A 17,337-nucleotide genomic window follows, 5' to 3' on the forward strand; every position below is an offset into this window, starting at 1 on the left:
ACCACCCCACGCGTCCTCAGTCCACTTCGGCCAGCTGCTTGGCCCGGCCGAAGACGTCGTCCAACATCCCCGGTGTCAGCCGCCCGGTGAAGGTGTTCTGCTGGCTGACGTGGTAGCAACCGAGCAACTCCGGCACGGCCGCGCCGGACCAGTGTGCCCCATGGCCGAACGCCGGTCGCGGGCTGGGCGGGCGCTGCCCGTACACGTGGCGGAGCACCGGCCACCACGCGGCCCAGGCGAACGCGCCCAGCGCGACCACGACGCGCAGGGTGGGTCGGATCAGCGTGACCTCACGGTGCAGCCAGGGCGCGCAGGTGTCCCGTTCGTCTGGGGTGGGCTTGTTGTCCGGCGGCGCGCAGCGGACGGCCGAGAAGATCCGGGTGTCCCGCAGGGTGAGCCCGTCGTCGGCGGCGACGCTGGTCGGCTGGTTGGCCAGGCCGGCCCGGTGCAGGGCCGCGAAGAGCACGTCGCCCGAGCGGTCGCCGGTGAAGATCCGGCCCGTGCGGTTGCCGCCGTGCGCGGCGGGCGCGAGGCCCAGGATGGCGATGCGCGCGTCGCCGGGCCCGAATCCGGGCACCGGCCGACCCCTGTACTCCTGGTCGCGGAAGGCGGCCCGCCGGGTGCGGGCCACCTCCTCCCGCCACCCGACCAGCCGAGGGCAGGCGAAACAGTCGCTGACCCCCGCGTCGAGATCGGCCAGGTCCGCCGACCGCGCGGCACGGGCGACGACCTGGTCGGGGGTACGGGACTCAGCCAAGCTTGGCCCGGAAGAGTTCGAGGGTGCGTGCCCAGGCGCTGGAGGCGGCGCGCTGGTCGAACGCCTCCGGCCGGTCGTCGTCGAAGAACCCGTGCGAGGTGCCCGGGTAGTCGTAGAGCTGGCAGGTGCCGCCGGCCTCCTCGACGGCCCGACGTACGGCCTGCACACCCTCGTCGGTGGAGGTGCCGTCCTGATCGGAGCAGTGGACGATGGCGGCCTTGCCGGCGTAGTCGACCCAGTCGGAACGCATCGACTCCCAGGACAGGGCGGGATAGAAGCCCGCGGTGGCCACGATCCGCTCGGAGCGGGTCGCCGACTTGAGAGCCAGGCTGCCACCGGCGCCGAACCCGACCGCGCCGACCTTGCCGGTGACCTCGGGACGCCCGGCGAGGTAGTCGGCGGCGTCCGCGACGTCCTTCGCCGCCTCGGCCACTCGCGTCGCCAACTCGTGCTGCGCCTCGGCCGCCTGGCTGGTCTCCGTGTCGTGCCGGAAGTTCGGGACGAGGGCGACGAAGCCGGCCTCGGCGAACCGGTCCGCGACCGACCGGATGTGCGGGACCAGGCCCCACGACTCCTGCAGGACGATGACGGCCGGGCTGGCCGTGCCGCTCGCGGGTATCGCGAGATACCCCTCGCTCGTGCCCCCGTTGCTGCGGTAGCTCACCATGTCGCCCATCGGCCGTCCTCCTAGCGGTCAGTCATCGTTGGCTGGTCGCCCAGTGGTCCTACGTGCCGGTAGCCTGCCACGCCGTGACCCCGGCCGGGAAGACGTCGGAACAGTGGCATTCACCTCCCGTTCGCCGGGTGGTGACCGCGGGTACGCCGACGGCGGCGGGGAATGTTCCCCGCCGCCGTCATCGGTGCTTCAGGCGTGTTATCAGGCCTTCTTGGTCAGGCAGAGCACGTAGCCCTTCTTGCCCGACTCGATGCTGTAGAAGACGTACCCCTCCTCGCCTTCCTTGAAGAACTCGTTGCAGGTGGTCTCGGACTTGGCCTGCGCCTCGGTCTGCCCGTCGAGCCGACCGACCACGTTGTACGCGGCGTCGGTGGAGGTGCACTCGACGACCTTGGCGCCGTCGACCTCCTCCTCCTTGTCACCCTTGATCTCGGGCAGCTCGGCGATGCAGTCGCCGGCCTTCGCGTCAGCGGTCTCGTCCTTGTTCACGAAGTTGCCGATGGCCGTGCCGAGGCCGAACTTCAGGCCGGCGATGACGAGGAAGATGACGATCGCGCCGATGATGCCGAGCGCCTTCTTCCCGCCGGACTTACCCTCCGGCTCGGCCGGCGGCGGCGTCTCGACGGCCGGCTGGGCCGGCGTGCCGACGGCCGGCTGGGCCGGCGTCTCGGCGGCCGGCTGGGCCGGCGCTGCGTCGGACGCGGGGGGCGGTGCGACCTGCTCTGACACGGGGGTTCCTTCCGAGGGATGAACGAGCAGACGACACCGTAACGATCATTGATTTCCGGTGCCGTCCCGCTCACCTCGTCCGTTCAGCTATTTCCCAGCCTCGTGTCCATGATCTGGTTCTCATCGCCCATCAGCTCGTCGCGGTCGGAGTCGGCTCGTCACTCGGCGTCGCGCTCGGGCTTGCCGGCGTCGCGCTCGGGCTTGCCGGCGTCGCGCTCGGGCTTGCCGGCGTCGCGCTCGGCGTCGGCGTGCCGGTCGGTGACTCGCTGGCCGACGGCGTGCTGGTCGGCGCCTCGGGCATCCGCGGACCCCGGGCCCCGAACGGCGGCCGGTCCGAGCAGTACGGGTACGGCCGCAGCAGCGGATTGCCGTACTCGTCGACGCGGCCTTCACAGTCCGGGTAGCCCAGGCGGATCGGATTGCCGTTCTGGTCGAAGAGCCGGGCGTTCTCCACCAGCCGACCCTCGCTGTCGTAGACGAAGACGTCCCGCACCTGGCTGTACGGGTCGTTGATCGAGGTCGGATCGATGCCGTAGTCGCCGTACCGCATCCGGTCCTCGGCCTGCACGAGAGCGGAGAGCGCGAAGACGACGAGCACCGCGCTGCCGATCTGCACCGCCGATCGCGGCCAGCGGGTGAGCTGGGCCGAACGGCGGCCGAGCCAGATCGAGGCGAGCACGAAGGCGACCAGCATGATCAGACCGGCGAGCAACTCCCCACCGAAGCGGGGCAGCACCCCGAAGCTGCCGCCGGTGCTGATCACGGTGAGCAGCATCGCCGCCAGGTAGCCGCGCAGCACCCACCAGGCGGGGCGCAGCAGACGGAGGAATTCGCTCGCCGTCGCGTACCCCAGGGGTGGGCCGAGCCGGGAGTCGAGCGCGCGCAGCCGGCCGCGGACCCGGACCATGGCGGTGGCGACCCGCTGGTCGAGGTTGCGTCCACCGCCCTCGCCGACGCCGGCCGCCGCGCGCAACTCGGCGGCGTAGGTTTCCGGCTCGCCCAGCCGCTCGACGAGCGTGCCCTCGGCCTCGGCGGCGACCTCGGTGAGATGGTCGGCGAGATCCTCGGTCAACTCGGTGCGGCGATCCGCCGGAAGGTCGGCCAGCGCGGCCCGGACCCGCGCCACGTAGTCGGTGATCTCCTGCTCCGTGACGGTCATGCCGCCAGCCCCCGTTCGTCGAGCAGCGTGTCCATGGTGGTGGCGAACGAGCGCCAGAGCTTGCCGGAGCGGGTCAACTGGTCACGCCCGGCGGCGTTGAGCGAGTAGTACTTGCGGTGCGGGCCGGTCTCGCTCGGCACGACGTAGGTGGTGAGCAGGCCGGCGGCGAAGAGACGGCGCAGCGTGCCGTAGACCGAGGCGTCGCCGATCTCCTCCAGGCCGGCCTCGCGGAGCCGGCGCAGGATGTCGTAGCCGTAGCCGTCCTCCTCCCGGAGGACGGCCAGGACGGCCAGATCGAGCACGCCCTTCAACAGCTGTGTGGTGTCCACGCATTGCACAGTAGTCTGCAATGCGAAGTAGCGTCAACGACTCGCCGACGTGCGGGGTGGTGATCCACTCGGATTCCCGGAAGACGCGGCATTCGAGGCGCTTGGACACCCCGGCTTCACGGAAGGCGAGTTGATCACGCGCCGCGAGTAGGGCCTTCCCCCTGCTCCGAGCCGGCCGGATCGGGAGCAGGATGCCTGGCGGTCCAGCTCACGAATCTGGCGAACAGGTCGGCCGGGGATGGCGCGGGGTTCGGATTGAGCTTGATCAGATCCGCGGTGGCCGCGAACAACAGGCCAGCCATGTAGACACTCAGGCCGACCCGGTCACGGCGGTACTCGATGCTCAACAACAAACGCGCGGGCTGACACGGCCAGGCGGCCGCGCAGACGCGGCACAACCAGAGAGGCCGCATCGGCAGGTGCGGGCGTACCGCCCGACGCTGGCGACCGCGATCAGGGGAAACGTCAGGTGTCGCCATCCCTCGATCGTGCTACCTCCGTATACGGTCGTCAACCCCGATCGCTGTTAGCGATCGCTCGGCAATCGCTGGTACCTACCGTCAACCCATGGGCGAGTTCGTGGGGATCGCGGAGATACGAGACATGCTCGGCGGCGTTTCGCGCGCTCGGGCTTCCGTGGTCGCCTCCCGGCGCGACTTCCCCGCACCCCACCAGGTGTTGCGGATGGGTCAGATCTGGCGGCGCACCGACGTCGAAGAGTGGATTCGGCAGCACCGGCCAGACCTGGCGGCTGACTGAGCCTTAGATCAACACGAGATCGCCGATACGGGGGTGTCCAGGTGGCCCGGATACCGCGACATCGGCGATGTCGAGTCGATCAAGGACGCGGGTGGCCTACTGGAGGCTCCAGGCGATGCCGTCCAGGATGTCGTGCTCGGACGCGACCACAGACGGCATGCCGGCCCGCTCCATGATCACGCGCAGCACCAGCGCCCCCGCGCCGATCACGTCGGCCCGACCGGGGTGCATCACCGGGATCTGCAGCCGCTGCGCGCTGGTCCGCTCCAGCAGGTCCGTGGTCACCCGCGCCACCTCCTCGTACGAGACCCGGGCGTGGTGGATGCGCTCCGGGTCGTACCCCGGAAGGTTCTGGGCGATGGCGACCACGGTGGTGACCGAACCGGCGAGGCCGATGAGGGTTGCCGCCTCCCGGCCGGGCACCGCCGCGAGCGCCCGGTCCACGACGGCGGCGATGTCGGCCTCCGCCGCCGCGACCTGCTCCGGCGTCGGCGGGTCACCCGCCAGGTGCCGTTCGGTCATCCGGACGCAGCCGATGTCCACCGAGATCGCCGACCGCACACCGGCCCGGTCACCGACCACGAACTCGGTCGAGCCGCCACCGATGTCGACGACGAGGAACGGCTCCTCGGCGTCGGCCGGCAACCCGCGCACCGCGCCCGTGAACGACAGCCGGGCCTCCTCGTCGCCGCTCACCACCTCGGGTGGCACGCCGAGGGTGTGCCGCACCATCTCGGTGAAGTCGGCGGCGTTGGCGGCGTCCCGCGAGGCCGAGGTCGCGCACATGCGTACCCGCTGGGCGCCCAACTTCTCGATGTCGGCGGCGTACGACGCGAGCGCCACCCGGGTCCGTTCGATCGCCTCCGGGGCGAGCCGGCCCGTCCGGTCCACGCCCTGCCCCAGCCGGACGATCTCCATCCGCCGGGTCACGTCGGTCAGCGGGGCCTGCGGCCCGGCCGACTCCTCCGGCAGGTCGGCGACCAGCAGTCGGATCGAGTTGGTCCCGCAGTCGATGGCCGCCACACGCGTCGTCACCCGGCAACCCTACGACAGCCCACCGACCAGCTCCTGCTCAGAGGCGGAGCAGCATCCGGGTGTTGCCGAGCGTGTTGGGCTTGACCCGCTCCAGGTCCAGGAATTCCGCGACGCCCTCGTCGTACGAGCGCAGCAGCTGCTCGTAGACCGGCTGCGGCACCGGCGCGCCGTCGATCTCGCGGAAACCGAACGAGCCGAAGAACTGGGTCTCGAAGGTCAGGACGAAGATCCGTGCCACACCCAACTCCCGAGCCACGTCGATCAGCTCGCGCACCAGCCGGTGCCCGATCCGCTGGCCCCGGCAGGACGGATCCACGGCCACCGTACGGATCTCGGCCAGGTCCTCCCACATCACGTGCAGCGCCCCGCAGCCCACCACGACGCCGTCGTCGGCCCGGACCGCGACCCGGAACTCCTGCACGTCCTCGTACAGGGTCACGGTGGCCTTGCTCAGCAGGCGCCGGTCGTCGGTGTACGTGTCGACCAGCCGGCGGATGCCCCGCACGTCCCGGGTGCGGGCACGCCGCACCAGGATCTGCCCCTCGGCCTGGGTGGTCATTCGCTGTCGGGTAGGTCCACGCACGGCCCCGCCGTCCACCAGGGCTCGACCAGCGCCAACGTCTCGTCGCCGAACGGGTTCACGCCGGGGCCGGCGCCCAGGGCGTGGCCGAGGTGCACGTGCAGGCACTTCACCCGGCCCGGCATTCCACCGGCCGAGATGCCGGCGATCTCCGGCACCTCGCCGATCGCGTCCCGGCGGGCGAGGTAGTCCTCGTGCGCCGCCCGGTAGTGGGCGGCCAGCTCCGGATCGGTCGCCAACCGGTCGGCCATCTCCCGCATCAGCCCCGCCGACTCCAGCCGGCTGCACGCCGCGGTGGCCCGGGGGCAGGTCAGGTAGAACAGCGTCGGGAACGGGGTGCCGTCGGCGAGGCGGGGCATCGTCTCCACCACGTCGGGCAGGCCGCACGGGCAGCGGTGGGCCACCGCCCGGGTGCCCCGGGGCGGGCGGCCGAGCTGCGCGGCCACCGCGGCCAGGTCGGCCTCGGTCGCCGGTTCCCGCTGCGGCAGGGGTACGGAATCCGCCGCCGGCTCCGACGGGGGTACGACAGTCACGGTGCTCGTCTCTCCTGGTGTGCTGGTCGGTGGATCACTTGCCCGGCTGCTGGTTGTCCGCCGCGCGCACGCTCGACCAGAGGGTGTCGTACCAGGTCGAAGGCCCGGCCGGGGCACCCGAACCGGCCGGCTTGCCGGCGTCGCGGGCGGCGCCCTCAGCGTCGTTCATGACCACCATCATCTTCTCGCCCGGTCGACCCATGAAGAACCGCTCCCGGGCCTGTGTGATCTTGTACTCGGGGTCCTGCCACTTGGCGGCCTTGGCGGCGAGTTCGGCGATTTCCTTCTCCTGCGCCGACTGGGCCGCCTCCATCCGCTCGATGTCGGCCTGCTGGTCCAGGTAGACCCGCACCGGGTAGGTGTACGCCAGGGCGAGCGCGATCAGCACCGCGAACAGGACGGTGGCCCGGCCGGTGAAGCGACGGGGATGGGGTGCGGCGAGCCGCTTGACGGCACCGCCACCGGCGGCGGTACGCCGGGCGGCGGCCGGACGACTCGCGGAGCGCCCACCCTCGGCGCCCCGGACCGTGCCCGGTGCGCGACCGGCGGCACCGCGTGGTTCGGCGCGTACGCCGGCGTCCCGGAGGGACCCGCGGGTGGCCCGCCCGGCACCCGGCCGGCCGGCCTGACCCGGTCGGCGGGCGGGCCGTTGACCACCCGGTGTGCGGCGCTGCATCGTCACACCCCTCCCCCGAGGCTACGTCTGTCGCGTACGTGCGCCGGGAGGCCCCAGGTGGGGCCTCCCGGCAACCACACTCAGGCCGAACGGTAACGCGGGAACGCACCCGCGCCCGCGTAGCGCGCCGCGTCGGCCAGCTCCTCCTCGATCCGGAGCAGCTGGTTGTACTTGGCGACCCGGTCCGAGCGGGCTGGAGCGCCGGTCTTGATCTGGCCACAGCCGGTGGCGACCGCCAGGTCGGCGATGGTGGTGTCCTCGGTCTCGCCGGAGCGGTGACTCATCATGCACTTGAAGCCGGCCCGGTGGGCCAGGTCCACCGCGTCCAGGGTCTCGGTCAGCGAACCGATCTGGTTGACCTTCACGAGGACGGCGTTGGCGGCCTTCTCCGCGATGCCACGGGCGATGCGCTGCGGGTTGGTCACGAACAGGTCGTCACCGACGATCTGCACCCGGTCGCCGATCGACGCGGTCAGCGTCTGCCAGCCGGACCAGTCGTCCTCGGCCAGCGGGTCCTCGATCGACACGATCGGGTACTCGTCGGCGAGCTTGGTGTAGTAGGTGCTCATGTCCTCGGCGGACTTCGCGGCGCCCTCGAAGGTGTAGGTGCCGTTCTCGAAGAACTCGGTGGCCGCCACGTCGAGCGCGAACACGATGTCGGTGCCGAGCCGGTAGCCGGCCTTCTCGACCGCCTCGGCGATCAGATCCAGGGCAGCCGCGTTGGTGGGCAGGTTCGGCGCGAAGCCACCCTCGTCACCGAGCCCGGTCGACAGGCCCTTCTTCTTGAGCACCGACTTCAGCGCGTGGTAGACCTCCGCGCCGGAGCGCAGCGCCTCGCGGAAGGTGGGCGCGCCGATCGGCGCGATCATGAACTCCTGGACGTCGACGTTGGAGTCGGCGTGCGCGCCACCGTTGAGGATGTTCATCATCGGCACCGGCAGCAGGTGCGCGTTCGGGCCGCCCAGGTAGCGGAAGAGGCTCAGCTCGGCGCTGCTGGCGGCGGCCTTCGCCACCGCGAGGGAGACCCCGAGGATGGCGTTCGCGCCCAGCTCCGACTTGCTGTCGGTGCCGTCGATGTCGAGCATCTTCTGGTCGATGAGCCGCTGCTCGCTGGCCTCGTAGCCGATGAGCTGGTCGACGATCTTGTCTTCGACGTTGGAGACCGCCTTCTCCACGCCCTTGCCCTGGTAACGGTCGGCGTCACCGTCGCGCAGCTCGATCGCCTCGAACGCGCCGGTGGAGGCGCCGGAGGGCACCGCGGCGCGGGCCACCGTGCCGTCGTCCAGGCCGATCTCGACCTCGACCGTCGGGTTGCCCCGCGAGTCGAGAATCTCCCGCGCGACGATTCCCTCGATGGTTGCCACTGAGTCGCTCCTCGTTGTTGTGATCCGGTCCGTGGGTGGGCCGCGACGGTGCGGCTGAGGCAGGTGTTGAACGCAGCGTATCGGGCGACGAGATCGGGCACGGCGTCGCCCGCGCACCCGAGTCGCCCCGCGGTGACGGACATTCCCGTATTTCCGGGCGTCAACCGGCAACGGGTTTGCGCTGCGCGGACTAGATCCACCAGGCTGGTCGCCATGCCCGCCGCCACGACCACCCTCCGCATGCTCGCCGTGTCGGTCATCGCGTCGCTCACGGTCACCGGCTGTCAGACATTCGAGGACGCCGGCAGCGCCATGGGTCGCTCGGATCTCGTCAACGACCTCGCCGCCCGCCTCGACCGGGCACTGGAGTTGACCTACACGGCCGACTACCAACTGCCCGGCGGCCAGACCGCCGCGATCGTCCAGGCGCAGGACCCGGCCCGCTCCGCCTACACCTACCCGGGTGGGCGGCTCACCGTCACCCCCGACGCCGTCACCCGCTGCACAGGGACCGGCAGTCGGACGGTGTGCACGCTCGTCCCGCCGCCCACGCCCGGCAGCAAGCCCACCGTCGCCCTGTTCGACGAGGCGAACCAGCAGGGTCTCGTCACCCCGCCCGTGGTGGTCGGCCTGCTGACCGCCGCCGCCCTCGACCCGCAGGCGGTGATCAAGCAGAGCGACACCACCGTCGCCGGGCACCACGCCGCCTGCGTCGAGGTCGAGCGCTCGGACGGCGACTTCAGCGCCTGCGTGACCACCGAGGGCGTGCTCGGCAGCTTCCTCGGCTCGGTCGACGGCAAACCGATGGAGCTGGCGTTGAGCGACTACTCCGAGTCGGTCGAGAAGGACGCGTTCGACCCGCCCGCCGGAGCAGGCGTGGTGGACAACCGCCCCGGCGGCTCCTGACCGCGTACCCCCGGCTCCTGCTGGCTGTGCCGACGCGACGGGTGACCGCCCGGCGGCCCGGCGGGCGTCAGACGCCGAGCAGGGCGCGCAGGTGGCGCGGGGGCGGGCAGTCGTGGGCGAGCATCGCGTCGTGCCAGTCGCGCGCCGACACGCCCTCCGGCCGGGCGGCGGCGATCTCGGCCACCTCGCTGTACCCGACGAAGTACGTGGAGAGCTGCGTCGAGGTGAGCAGGGAGCGACGCCACTTGCCGGCGGCCTCCCCCTCCTCCTGGAAGCCACGACCGGTCATCAACGCCATGGCCTCGGCCTCGGGCAGCTCCTCGGCGTGCACCAACTGGTCGAGCAGCGCGTTGATGGTCATGCGGAGCTGCATCTTGAGCTGCTGCATCCGCACCGGCAGACCGCCGAAGCCGAGACCGGCCATCAGCTCCTCGGCGTACACGGCCCAGCCCTCGACGAACGGGCCGGAGCGGGCCAACGCCCGCACGCGCGTGCCGCCGACGTGACGCCGGGCGTGGGCGAGCTGGAGGAAGTGGCCGGGCATCGCCTCGTGCACGGTCAGGTTCGGAACCATGTGATCGTTGTACTCGCGGTAGAAGGAGTCGACACGCTGCGCCGACCAGTCCGCCGGGGTGGGCGCGATGCAGTAGAACGTCGGCACCGCCGCGGTCTCCAACGGGCCGGGCGAGTCGCAGTACGCCACCGCGACGCCCCGCGCGAACTCCGGCATCTCCTGGATCACGCACCGGTCGTCGACCAGGGTGACCAGGTCGTGCAGCCGGACGAAATCGGTCGCCTCGTCCAGGGTCACACCGGCCAGCTCGACGATCGTCGAGTCGTCCGGGTGCTCGGCGGCCAACAGGTCCAGCGCCCGGCGTACCGTCTCGTCGTCGGCCGGACCACCGACCAGCTCGACGGCCGCCGCGCGGATCTCCTCGGTGACCCGGTCCAGGTTGGCCCAGGCCCGGCGCTGGATCTCGGCGGCCCCCAGCTCGGTGTCGAGGGTGTGCCAGAGCCGCGCCTCCCAGCGGCGGCGGCCGAGGCGCGGGTCGCGGCCCGGCCCGGCGTCGGCGGCCAACCGGACCCGCAGCCAGGCCACGAACTCGTCCAGCGCGGCGATCGCGGCGGTCGCCGCCGGCTCGACCCTCTCGAAGCCGCCCGGCGCCTGCGCGATCAGCCCCGGTAGCTCGTCACGGATGAGCGCGGCCGTGCCGGTGAACTGCCCGACCGCCGTCTCCGCGTGGATCCGCGGCATGTCCCGCAGCGTCGCGCGTGCGGTGGCGAGGGCATCCGGTACGGCGGCGAGCCGGCCGGCGAGCTGCGTCAGGCGCACCTCGGCCGGGGCGTACGGGCGGGCCAGCAGGGGGTGCAGCAGCGGGCCGGGGTTGTGGGCCAGCGGGTTCCACTCGTGCGACCGGATCTCGGTGAGCTCGAACAGCTCCCGGTCGACGAAGGAGGTGAGCAGCGCGTGGTCGACCTGCTCGTCGACGTCCAGCGCGTCCGGGTCCAGTTCGGACAGCGCATTCGCCGCGTCGGTGAGCATCACCCGGTCGGCGGCCAACGCGTCGGCGGACAGGTCAGGAAGCCGGTCGTCGAACCGATGGTCCCCGGCCGAGGTGGCAACCCCCGGCCGAGCCTCCAGCAGTGCTTCAACAACCCGTTCCGCCAGTACCCCAAACTCCTCCACCCGCCAACCCTACCGATCACCCCGCGCTTCCCTCGTTGATCATGAAGTTATTACCCGCCGCAGCGGCGTGTCACGGCAATAACTTCATGATCAACGCGGTCAGGCGGGTGGGGGTGGGGTTTCGGCGGCGCGGATGGTTTCGGCGTGGGTTAGGGCTGCGCGGCGCAGGGCCGCCTCCGGGTCCAGGTTGGCCTTGCGGGCTTCGGCCACCAGGGTCAGGAGGGTGGCGCCCAACTGCGCTTCCTCGGTGGCCGCTGGCGGCGGTGCGGGGACGGTCAGCCCCGCGCGGGCGGCGCGGTCGAGGATCTGCGCGGCCAGGGACAGGGCGGGTTGGCTGAGCGCCACGCCGTCCAACACCGAGTCGCGCGCCTTCTCGACCCGCTTGATCCGCTCCCAGTTGGCGGTGATCTCCTCCAGCGTGCCCGCCTCCGCACCGGCGAAGACGTGCGGATTGCGCCGGATCATCTTGTCGACCAGGCCACCGGCCACGTCGTCGATGTTCCACCGCTCACCCTCGGGCAGCTCCTCGGCGAGCCGCGCGTGCAGCACCACCTGGAGCAGCACATCGCCCAACTCCTCGCGGAGCGCGTCGGTGTCGTCGGCGCTGATCGCGTCGTACGCCTCGTAGCTCTCCTCCAGCAGGTAACCCGCGAGGCTACGGTGCGTCTGCGCCCGCTTCCACGGGTCACCGCCCGGCGAGGCCAGCCGGTCCAGCACGGCCACCGCGTCGAGCAGCCGTGCCCCCGGCGGATCCCACGAGCCGTACATCAGCTCCATCTCGGCGAGCCCCGGCTCCCGGGCCAGCCGCAGACCCAACTCCCGGGCCAGCGACTCGTCCCCGGCCGGTCCGGCCAGCCAGACCGCCGTACCGTGCGCCGCGACCGTGTCCAGCAACGCCTGCGTGGCCGGGCCGTCCACAACGGTCACCTCGGCGCCCGCCTGCCGCACGGCCGTGGTCAACTCGCTCTCCGCGCCGGTAAGCACCGGATGCTGGCGTACGACGTCCCAGGCAGCCGAGGTCAGCAGGCCGGCCGGCAGCCGGGGCGAGGTGACCAGCAGGACGATCCGTGCCGTCATGCTCAGCTGGCCGTACCCTCGGCGTCCGGGTTGGGGCTCGACGGCGACGCGTCCGGGGTCGAGATGTCGGTGACCGGGCCCTCTTCGTTGATGAACGGCAGCGCGTAGAAGATGACCGACTGACCGGTGCTCACCAGCGAGGGCACCCCCACCTCGCGGTAGCGCGGGTTGATGGAGACGTCGGCCCGGTCCGCCTCGTCCTCAAGCGCGACGCTGAGGGCGGTGGCGCTGCCGACGAAGGCACCCTCGCCGAACCGCTGACGGACCTCGGTCACCGGCAACCCACCCGGGATCGCCCCGACCTTGGCCAGCGCCTGGTAGACGGCCATCACCGACTCGTCGCTCACCTCGGCCGGCGGAAGCTGCTGGTTGAAGGCCTGAAGCAGGTCGACCCACTCGCCCCAGAGCTTGGTGTACTCGGTGGAGGCCGGCACCCGCAGGCTCTGCTCCAACTGCTGCGGGCTGACCTCGTCGGGCACCTGGATGTTCTTGGCCTTCGCCACCCGCTTGCCCAGCTCCAGGCTGACCAGCAGGTTCACCACATCCTGCTTGGTGACGGGCGACCGCAACTGCTCGGGCGACGGCGTCGAGCCGGTCTGGCTGGCCGCCTGGCTGACCACGTCCCCGTACGCCGTCTGCACCTCGCGGTAGATCCCGTCGACCCGGTCCAGCGAATAGGTCCTGTCACCGACGTACACGGCGACGTCCGGCGCGGACCTCTGGCACGCGGCGAGGGAGAGGACACCCAGAGCCGCGACGCTGGCGGCGGCGATCACACGGCGAGCACGCATGCCCGTCACTCTCTCATGCCCTCCCGGCCGCTGTGACGGCCCCCACCTCACCACGCCGGCACGCGGTCACGGCCGGCACGCACGCGGTCCTCACGCCGTCGCGGTAGCCAGCGGCGCGGGGGCGCCCAGCACGTCGGAGAGCAGTTGCGCACACCATTCGAGCAGCGCCTGGTCGCGCAGCGGTTCGCCACCGATCCGGCGGGTGCTCGGTCGGGGCACGCTGACCTGGTCGGTGGCCTGCTTGTAGACCGCGTCCGGGTGGTAGCGCTTGAGCCGCATCTGCTTCGAGTCGGGCAGCGGCAGCGGCCCGAACCGGATGTGCTTGCCCTGCATGGTCACGTCGGACAGGCCGTACCGGCGGGCCAGCAGGCGGAACCGGGCCACCGCCACCAGGTTCTGCACCGGTGCCGGCGGCTCGCCGTACCGGTCGGTCATCTCGGCGACGACCTCGCGCAGACGGTCCTCGTCGCGCGCCTCGGCGAGCTTTCGGTACATCTCCAGACGCAGCCGTTCCACGCTCACATAGTCGTGCGGCAGGTGCGCGTCGATCGGCAGGTCGATCTTGACGTCGGTCTCCTCCTCCTGGCGCTCGCCCTTGAACGCGGAGACCGCCTCGCCGACCATCCGCACGTACAGGTCGAAGCCGACACCCTCGATGTGGCCGGACTGCTCGCCACCGAGCAGGTTGCCCGCACCCCGGATCTCCAGGTCCTTCATGGCCACGTACATGCCGGCGCCCAGCTCGGTGTGCTGGGCGATGGTCGCCAGCCGCTCGTGGGCGTGCTCGGTGAGCGGCTTCTCCGGCGGGTAGAGGAAGTACGCGTACGCCCGCTCGCGGCCCCGGCCGACCCGACCCCGGATCTGGTGCAGCTGGGCCAGACCGAGCAGGTCGGCCCGCTCGACGATCAGGGTGTTGGCGTTCGGGATGTCGATGCCCGACTCCACGATGGTCGTGCAGACCAGGACGTCGAACTCCTTCTCCCAGAAGCCGACCATGACCTTCTCCAGGGCTTCCTCGCCCATCTGCCCGTGCGCGACGGCGACCCGCGCCTCGGGCACCAGCTCCTTGAGCCGCCGCGCCGCCCGGTCGATCGACTCGACCCGGTTGTGCAGGTAGAAGACCTGCCCGTCGCGCAACAGCTCACGGTGGATGGACGCGGCGACCTGCCGGTCGTCCTGCGCGCCCACGAAGGTGAGCACCGGGTGCCGCTCCTCCGGCGGGGTGGCGATGGTGGACATCTCCCGGATGCCGGTGATGGCCATCTCCAGGGTGCGCGGGATCGGGGTCGCCGACATGCTCAGCACGTCCACCGAGGCGCGCAGCGTCTTCAGGTGCTCCTTGTGCTCGACGCCGAAGCGCTGCTCCTCGTCGACGATCACCAGCCCGAGCTGCTTGAACCGGGTGGCGGTCTGCAACAGCCGGTGCGTGCCGATGACGATGTCCACGGTGCCGTCGGCGACCATCTCCAGCGTCCGCTCGGTCTCCTTCGGGGTCTGGAACCTCGACAGCTGCCGGATCTGCACGGGGAACTGGCTCATCCGCTCGGCGAACGTGTTGTAGTGCTGCTGCACCAGCAGGGTCGTCGGCACGAGCACCGCCACCTGCTTACCGTCCTGCACGGCCTTGAACGCCGCCCGCACCGCGATCTCGGTCTTGCCGTAGCCGACGTCGCCACAGATCAACCGGTCCATCGGGACGGTCTGCTCCATGTCCCGCTTGACCTCGTCGATCGCGGCGAGCTGGTCGGGCGTCTCCTGCCACGGGAAGGCGTCCTCCAACTCCCGCTGCCACGGGGTGTCCGGGCCGAACGAGTGGCCCTTGGACGCCTTACGGGCGGCGTAGAGCTGGATGAGCTGCGCGGCGATCTCCCGGACCGCCTTGCGGGCCCGGGCCTTGGACTTCTGCCAGTCCGAGCCGCCCATCTTGTGCAGGGTCGGCTGCTCGCCGCCCACGTAACGGGAGAGCTGGTCGAGCTGGTCGGTCGGCACGAACAGCCGGTCACCGGGCTGCCCGCGCTTGCTGGCCGCGTACTCGATGACCAGGTATTCCCGGCTGGCGCCGTTGACGGTGCGCTGCACCAGCTCGACGTACCGACCGATGCCGTGCTGCTCGTGCACCACGTAGTCGCCGGCCTTGAGCTCCAGCGGGTCGATCGTGTTGCGCCGGCGGCTCGGCATCTTGCGCATGTCGCGCGTCGAGGTGCCCCGGCCACCGGTCACGTCGTTGCCGGTCAGCAGCACGAAACGGGACGCCTCGTCGACGAATCCGCTGGTCAGCGCGCCGCAGGTGACGACCAGGTCGCCCGGTGCGGGTGCGGTGGGCACCTCCTCGGTGAGCCGCGCGCCCAGGCCCGCGTCGCGCAGGACCTCCACGGCACGCTGGGCGGGGCCGTGCCCCTCGAAGACCAGCGCGATCGACCAGCCCTCGCCGGCCCAGCGCTTGAGGTCGTCGACGACCCGCGCGGTCTCGCCGTGGTAGAGCGGGGCCGGCTGGGCGGAGAGGGTCACCGCGATGGCGTCGTCCGGGGTGACGCTGGCCTGCTCGGGGGCGTCCTCCCAGGGCTGGCGCGCCTCCGTCGTCTCGGCCTCCACCAGGCCGAACGGGGACAGCGTCCACCAGGGCTGGCGGAGCGCGCCGGCGGTGGCGCGTACCTCGGCCAGGGTGCGGAAGGCGGCGGCGCCGACGTCCACCGGGGCCTGGCCACCGACCGCGGCGGCGGCCCAGGAGGCCTGCAGGAACTCCTCAGAGGTACGCACCAGATCGTGCGCCCTCGTGCGAATGCGCTCCGGGTCGCACAGCAGGACGTGGGTGCCGGCCGGCATCGCGTCCAGCAGCAGCTCCAGCGAGTCGGGGCCGACCAGCACCGGTGCCAGCGACTCCATCCCCTCCACCGGGATGCCCTCGGCCAGCTTGTCCAGGATCTCGGCCAGCTCGGGGTGCTGCTCGACGAGCGCGGCGGCCCGTTCGCGCACCGCCGGGGTGAGCAGCAGCTCACGGCACGGCGGCGCCCACAGCAGCGGCACCTGCTCGATGGTGCGCTGGTCGGCGACCGCGAAGGTGCGGATCTCCTCCACCTCGTCGCCCCAGAACTCGACCCGGGACGGGTGCTCGTCGGTGGGCGGGAAGACGTCCAGGATGCCGCCGCGCACCGCGAACTCGCCGCGCTTGGTGACCAGGTCGACCCGGGCGTACGCCATGTCGGTGAGTCGGCGGGCGACCTCCTCCAGGTCCGCCTCCTCGCCGGCCGCGAGCTGCACCGGTTCCAGGTCACCGAGGCCCTTGAGCTGCGGTTGCAACAGCGACCGGACCGGGGCGACCACCACCCGCACGGGACCGGTCCGGCCGTGCGCGTCGGCCGACTCGGGGTGCGCGAGGCGGCGCAGCACGGCCAGCCGTCGGCCCACCGTGTCCGATCGGGGGGAGAGCCGTTCGTGCGGCAGCGTCTCCCAGGAGGGGAAGACCACCACCTCCTGCGGAGGCAGCAGCCCGCCGAGCGCGGCGGCCAGGTCGTCGGCCTCGCGGGTGGTGGCGGTCACGGCCAGCACGGGTCGCCCGGCCCCGTCGGCGTCCGCGGCGACGGCCGCGACAGCGAACGGGCGCAGCGCGGCGGGAGCGGTGATGTCGAGGCCGTCGACCTGGGCGGCACCGGAGCGCGCCAGGTCACGCGCCCGGGTCAGCCCGGGATCGGCCAGGGCGGCGGAGAACAGACCGGTGAGCAAGGGAGTCCTTCCAGGGGAGTCGACGCACACGACGGCGGGCCCCCTCGCCCAGCCGGACGGGGGGTGCGCACCCCACAAGCCTATCCCCGTCCACCGACACCCACCCCGTTCAGCCCAGGTCTCACGCCCCGCGCGCCGCGCGCCGCGTGCCCGCGCCTCGCGCCCGCGCCCGCGCCCCACGCCCCACGCCCCACGCCCCGCGCAAGATCCGCGCAACTTCACGGAAGGTGCTGTCTCCGGCGCGGCTGAGGCAGCAACAACCCTGTTGTTGTGCGGATCTTGGACGGGACGGGCCGCGGGGCCCACCCGCACCGCAGGCCGCGCGCGTCACTGCCCGATCGCGCCATGATCGCGCTCGATCCTGGAGCTTGTCTCATCCTGTTTGGGCTGTTCAGGGGGGATTGGCAGGCTGCGTGGAGTAGTCGCGGTGCTGGTCAGGGTGTGGTGATCTTCGCTGGTGATCATCTGCCCGGATAGCCGGTTCTACGGCGTTGCGCGACGCTGACAGCAAGGGCCCTCGGCGAGGGTTGTAGGTCGTGACACACGACAACCCGCCCGC

Annotated in this window: 17 protein-coding genes; 2 read left to right on the plus strand and 15 right to left on the minus strand. The window is 71.7% G+C overall.

Going from position 1 to position 17,337, the window contains the following annotated elements:
- Window positions 1–16: 16 nt before the first annotated feature.
- The 6 genes from ACLQ25_RS23170 to ACLQ25_RS23195 all read right to left on the minus strand — a co-directional run bounded on the left by ACLQ25_RS23170 (window position 17) and on the right by ACLQ25_RS23195 (window position 4,129).
- On the minus strand, window positions 17–757 hold the full coding sequence (locus tag ACLQ25_RS23170) for a uracil-DNA glycosylase (protein WP_425732895.1): 741 nt from the start codon (window positions 755–757) through the stop codon (window positions 17–19).
- Window positions 750–1,433 (minus strand): dienelactone hydrolase family protein, encoded by a 684-nt coding sequence (locus tag ACLQ25_RS23175; RefSeq protein WP_425732896.1) that lies wholly within the window; start codon window positions 1,431–1,433, stop codon window positions 750–752. Before ACLQ25_RS23175 ends, ACLQ25_RS23170 begins: the two co-directional genes overlap by 8 nt.
- A 201-nt stretch (window positions 1,434–1,634) precedes the next feature.
- A complete protein-coding gene (locus ACLQ25_RS23180) occupies window positions 1,635–2,162 on the minus strand; it encodes an LppU/SCO3897 family protein (RefSeq protein WP_396800889.1) in 528 nt (175 codons plus the stop codon).
- Window positions 2,163–2,292: 130 nt separating this feature from the next.
- Window positions 2,293–3,321 (minus strand): HAAS signaling domain-containing protein, encoded by a 1,029-nt coding sequence (locus ACLQ25_RS23185; RefSeq protein ID WP_425732897.1) that lies wholly within the window; start codon window positions 3,319–3,321, stop codon window positions 2,293–2,295.
- On the minus strand, window positions 3,318–3,650 hold the full coding sequence (locus ACLQ25_RS23190; RefSeq protein WP_425732898.1) for a PadR family transcriptional regulator: 333 nt from the start codon (window positions 3,648–3,650) through the stop codon (window positions 3,318–3,320). Before ACLQ25_RS23190 ends, ACLQ25_RS23185 begins: the two co-directional genes overlap by 4 nt.
- Window positions 3,651–3,784: 134 nt before the next feature.
- Complete coding sequence (locus ACLQ25_RS23195; RefSeq protein WP_425732899.1) at window positions 3,785–4,129, minus strand: hypothetical protein; 345 nt, start codon at window positions 4,127–4,129, stop codon at window positions 3,785–3,787.
- A gap of 88 nt (window positions 4,130–4,217) precedes the next feature.
- Between ACLQ25_RS23195 and ACLQ25_RS23200 the strand changes: the two genes are divergently transcribed.
- Complete coding sequence (locus tag ACLQ25_RS23200; protein WP_425732900.1) at window positions 4,218–4,409, plus strand: hypothetical protein; 192 nt, start codon at window positions 4,218–4,220, stop codon at window positions 4,407–4,409.
- A 96-nt stretch (window positions 4,410–4,505) separates the two neighbouring features.
- Here the strand turns inward: ACLQ25_RS23200 and ACLQ25_RS23205 are convergent, their stop codons facing one another.
- The 5 genes from ACLQ25_RS23205 to eno all read right to left on the minus strand — a co-directional run bounded on the left by ACLQ25_RS23205 (window position 4,506) and on the right by eno (window position 8,597).
- Window positions 4,506–5,432 (minus strand): exopolyphosphatase, encoded by a 927-nt coding sequence (locus ACLQ25_RS23205; RefSeq protein WP_425732912.1) that lies wholly within the window; start codon window positions 5,430–5,432, stop codon window positions 4,506–4,508.
- 49 nt (window positions 5,433–5,481) lie between these two features.
- Window positions 5,482–6,003 (minus strand): amino-acid N-acetyltransferase, encoded by a 522-nt coding sequence (locus ACLQ25_RS23210; RefSeq protein WP_425732901.1) that lies wholly within the window; start codon window positions 6,001–6,003, stop codon window positions 5,482–5,484.
- Complete coding sequence (locus ACLQ25_RS23215) at window positions 6,000–6,557, minus strand: DUF501 domain-containing protein (protein ID WP_425732902.1); 558 nt, start codon at window positions 6,555–6,557, stop codon at window positions 6,000–6,002. The genes ACLQ25_RS23210 and ACLQ25_RS23215 overlap by 4 nt, the downstream gene beginning before the upstream one ends.
- 34 nt (window positions 6,558–6,591) lie before the next feature.
- Window positions 6,592–7,233 (minus strand): FtsB family cell division protein, encoded by a 642-nt coding sequence (locus ACLQ25_RS23220; RefSeq protein ID WP_425732903.1) that lies wholly within the window; start codon window positions 7,231–7,233, stop codon window positions 6,592–6,594.
- A gap of 80 nt (window positions 7,234–7,313) precedes the next feature.
- Window positions 7,314–8,597 (minus strand): phosphopyruvate hydratase, encoded by a 1,284-nt coding sequence (gene eno / locus ACLQ25_RS23225; RefSeq protein ID WP_355048850.1) that lies wholly within the window; start codon window positions 8,595–8,597, stop codon window positions 7,314–7,316.
- 213 nt (window positions 8,598–8,810) lie between these two features.
- Here eno and ACLQ25_RS23230 point away from each other — a divergent pair, with 213 nt between their 5' ends.
- Window positions 8,811–9,503, plus strand: coding sequence for a hypothetical protein (locus tag ACLQ25_RS23230; RefSeq protein WP_425732904.1), 693 nt, complete (start codon window positions 8,811–8,813; stop codon window positions 9,501–9,503).
- Window positions 9,504–9,570: 67 nt separating this feature from the next.
- Here the strand turns inward: ACLQ25_RS23230 and ACLQ25_RS23235 are convergent, their stop codons facing one another.
- The 4 genes from ACLQ25_RS23235 to mfd all read right to left on the minus strand — a co-directional run bounded on the left by ACLQ25_RS23235 (window position 9,571) and on the right by mfd (window position 16,778).
- Complete coding sequence (locus ACLQ25_RS23235) at window positions 9,571–11,190, minus strand: DUF885 domain-containing protein (RefSeq protein WP_425732905.1); 1,620 nt, start codon at window positions 11,188–11,190, stop codon at window positions 9,571–9,573.
- A 99-nt stretch (window positions 11,191–11,289) separates the two neighbouring features.
- On the minus strand, window positions 11,290–12,267 hold the full coding sequence (locus ACLQ25_RS23240; protein ID WP_425732906.1) for a nucleoside triphosphate pyrophosphohydrolase: 978 nt from the start codon (window positions 12,265–12,267) through the stop codon (window positions 11,290–11,292).
- A gap of 2 nt (window positions 12,268–12,269) precedes the next feature.
- The gene (locus ACLQ25_RS23245) at window positions 12,270–13,058 is read right to left on the minus strand and encodes a hypothetical protein (RefSeq protein WP_425732907.1); all 789 of its coding nucleotides are present in this window, start codon (window positions 13,056–13,058) and stop codon (window positions 12,270–12,272) included.
- Between the two features lie 90 nt (window positions 13,059–13,148).
- A complete protein-coding gene (mfd, locus tag ACLQ25_RS23250) occupies window positions 13,149–16,778 on the minus strand; it encodes a transcription-repair coupling factor (RefSeq protein WP_425732908.1) in 3,630 nt (1,209 codons plus the stop codon).
- Window positions 16,779–17,337: the final 559 nt, after the last annotated feature.

Origin of the sequence: Micromonospora sp. DT44, assembly GCF_049841635.1 — a bacterium.
Classification (GTDB): domain Bacteria; phylum Actinomycetota; class Actinomycetes; order Mycobacteriales; family Micromonosporaceae; genus Micromonospora.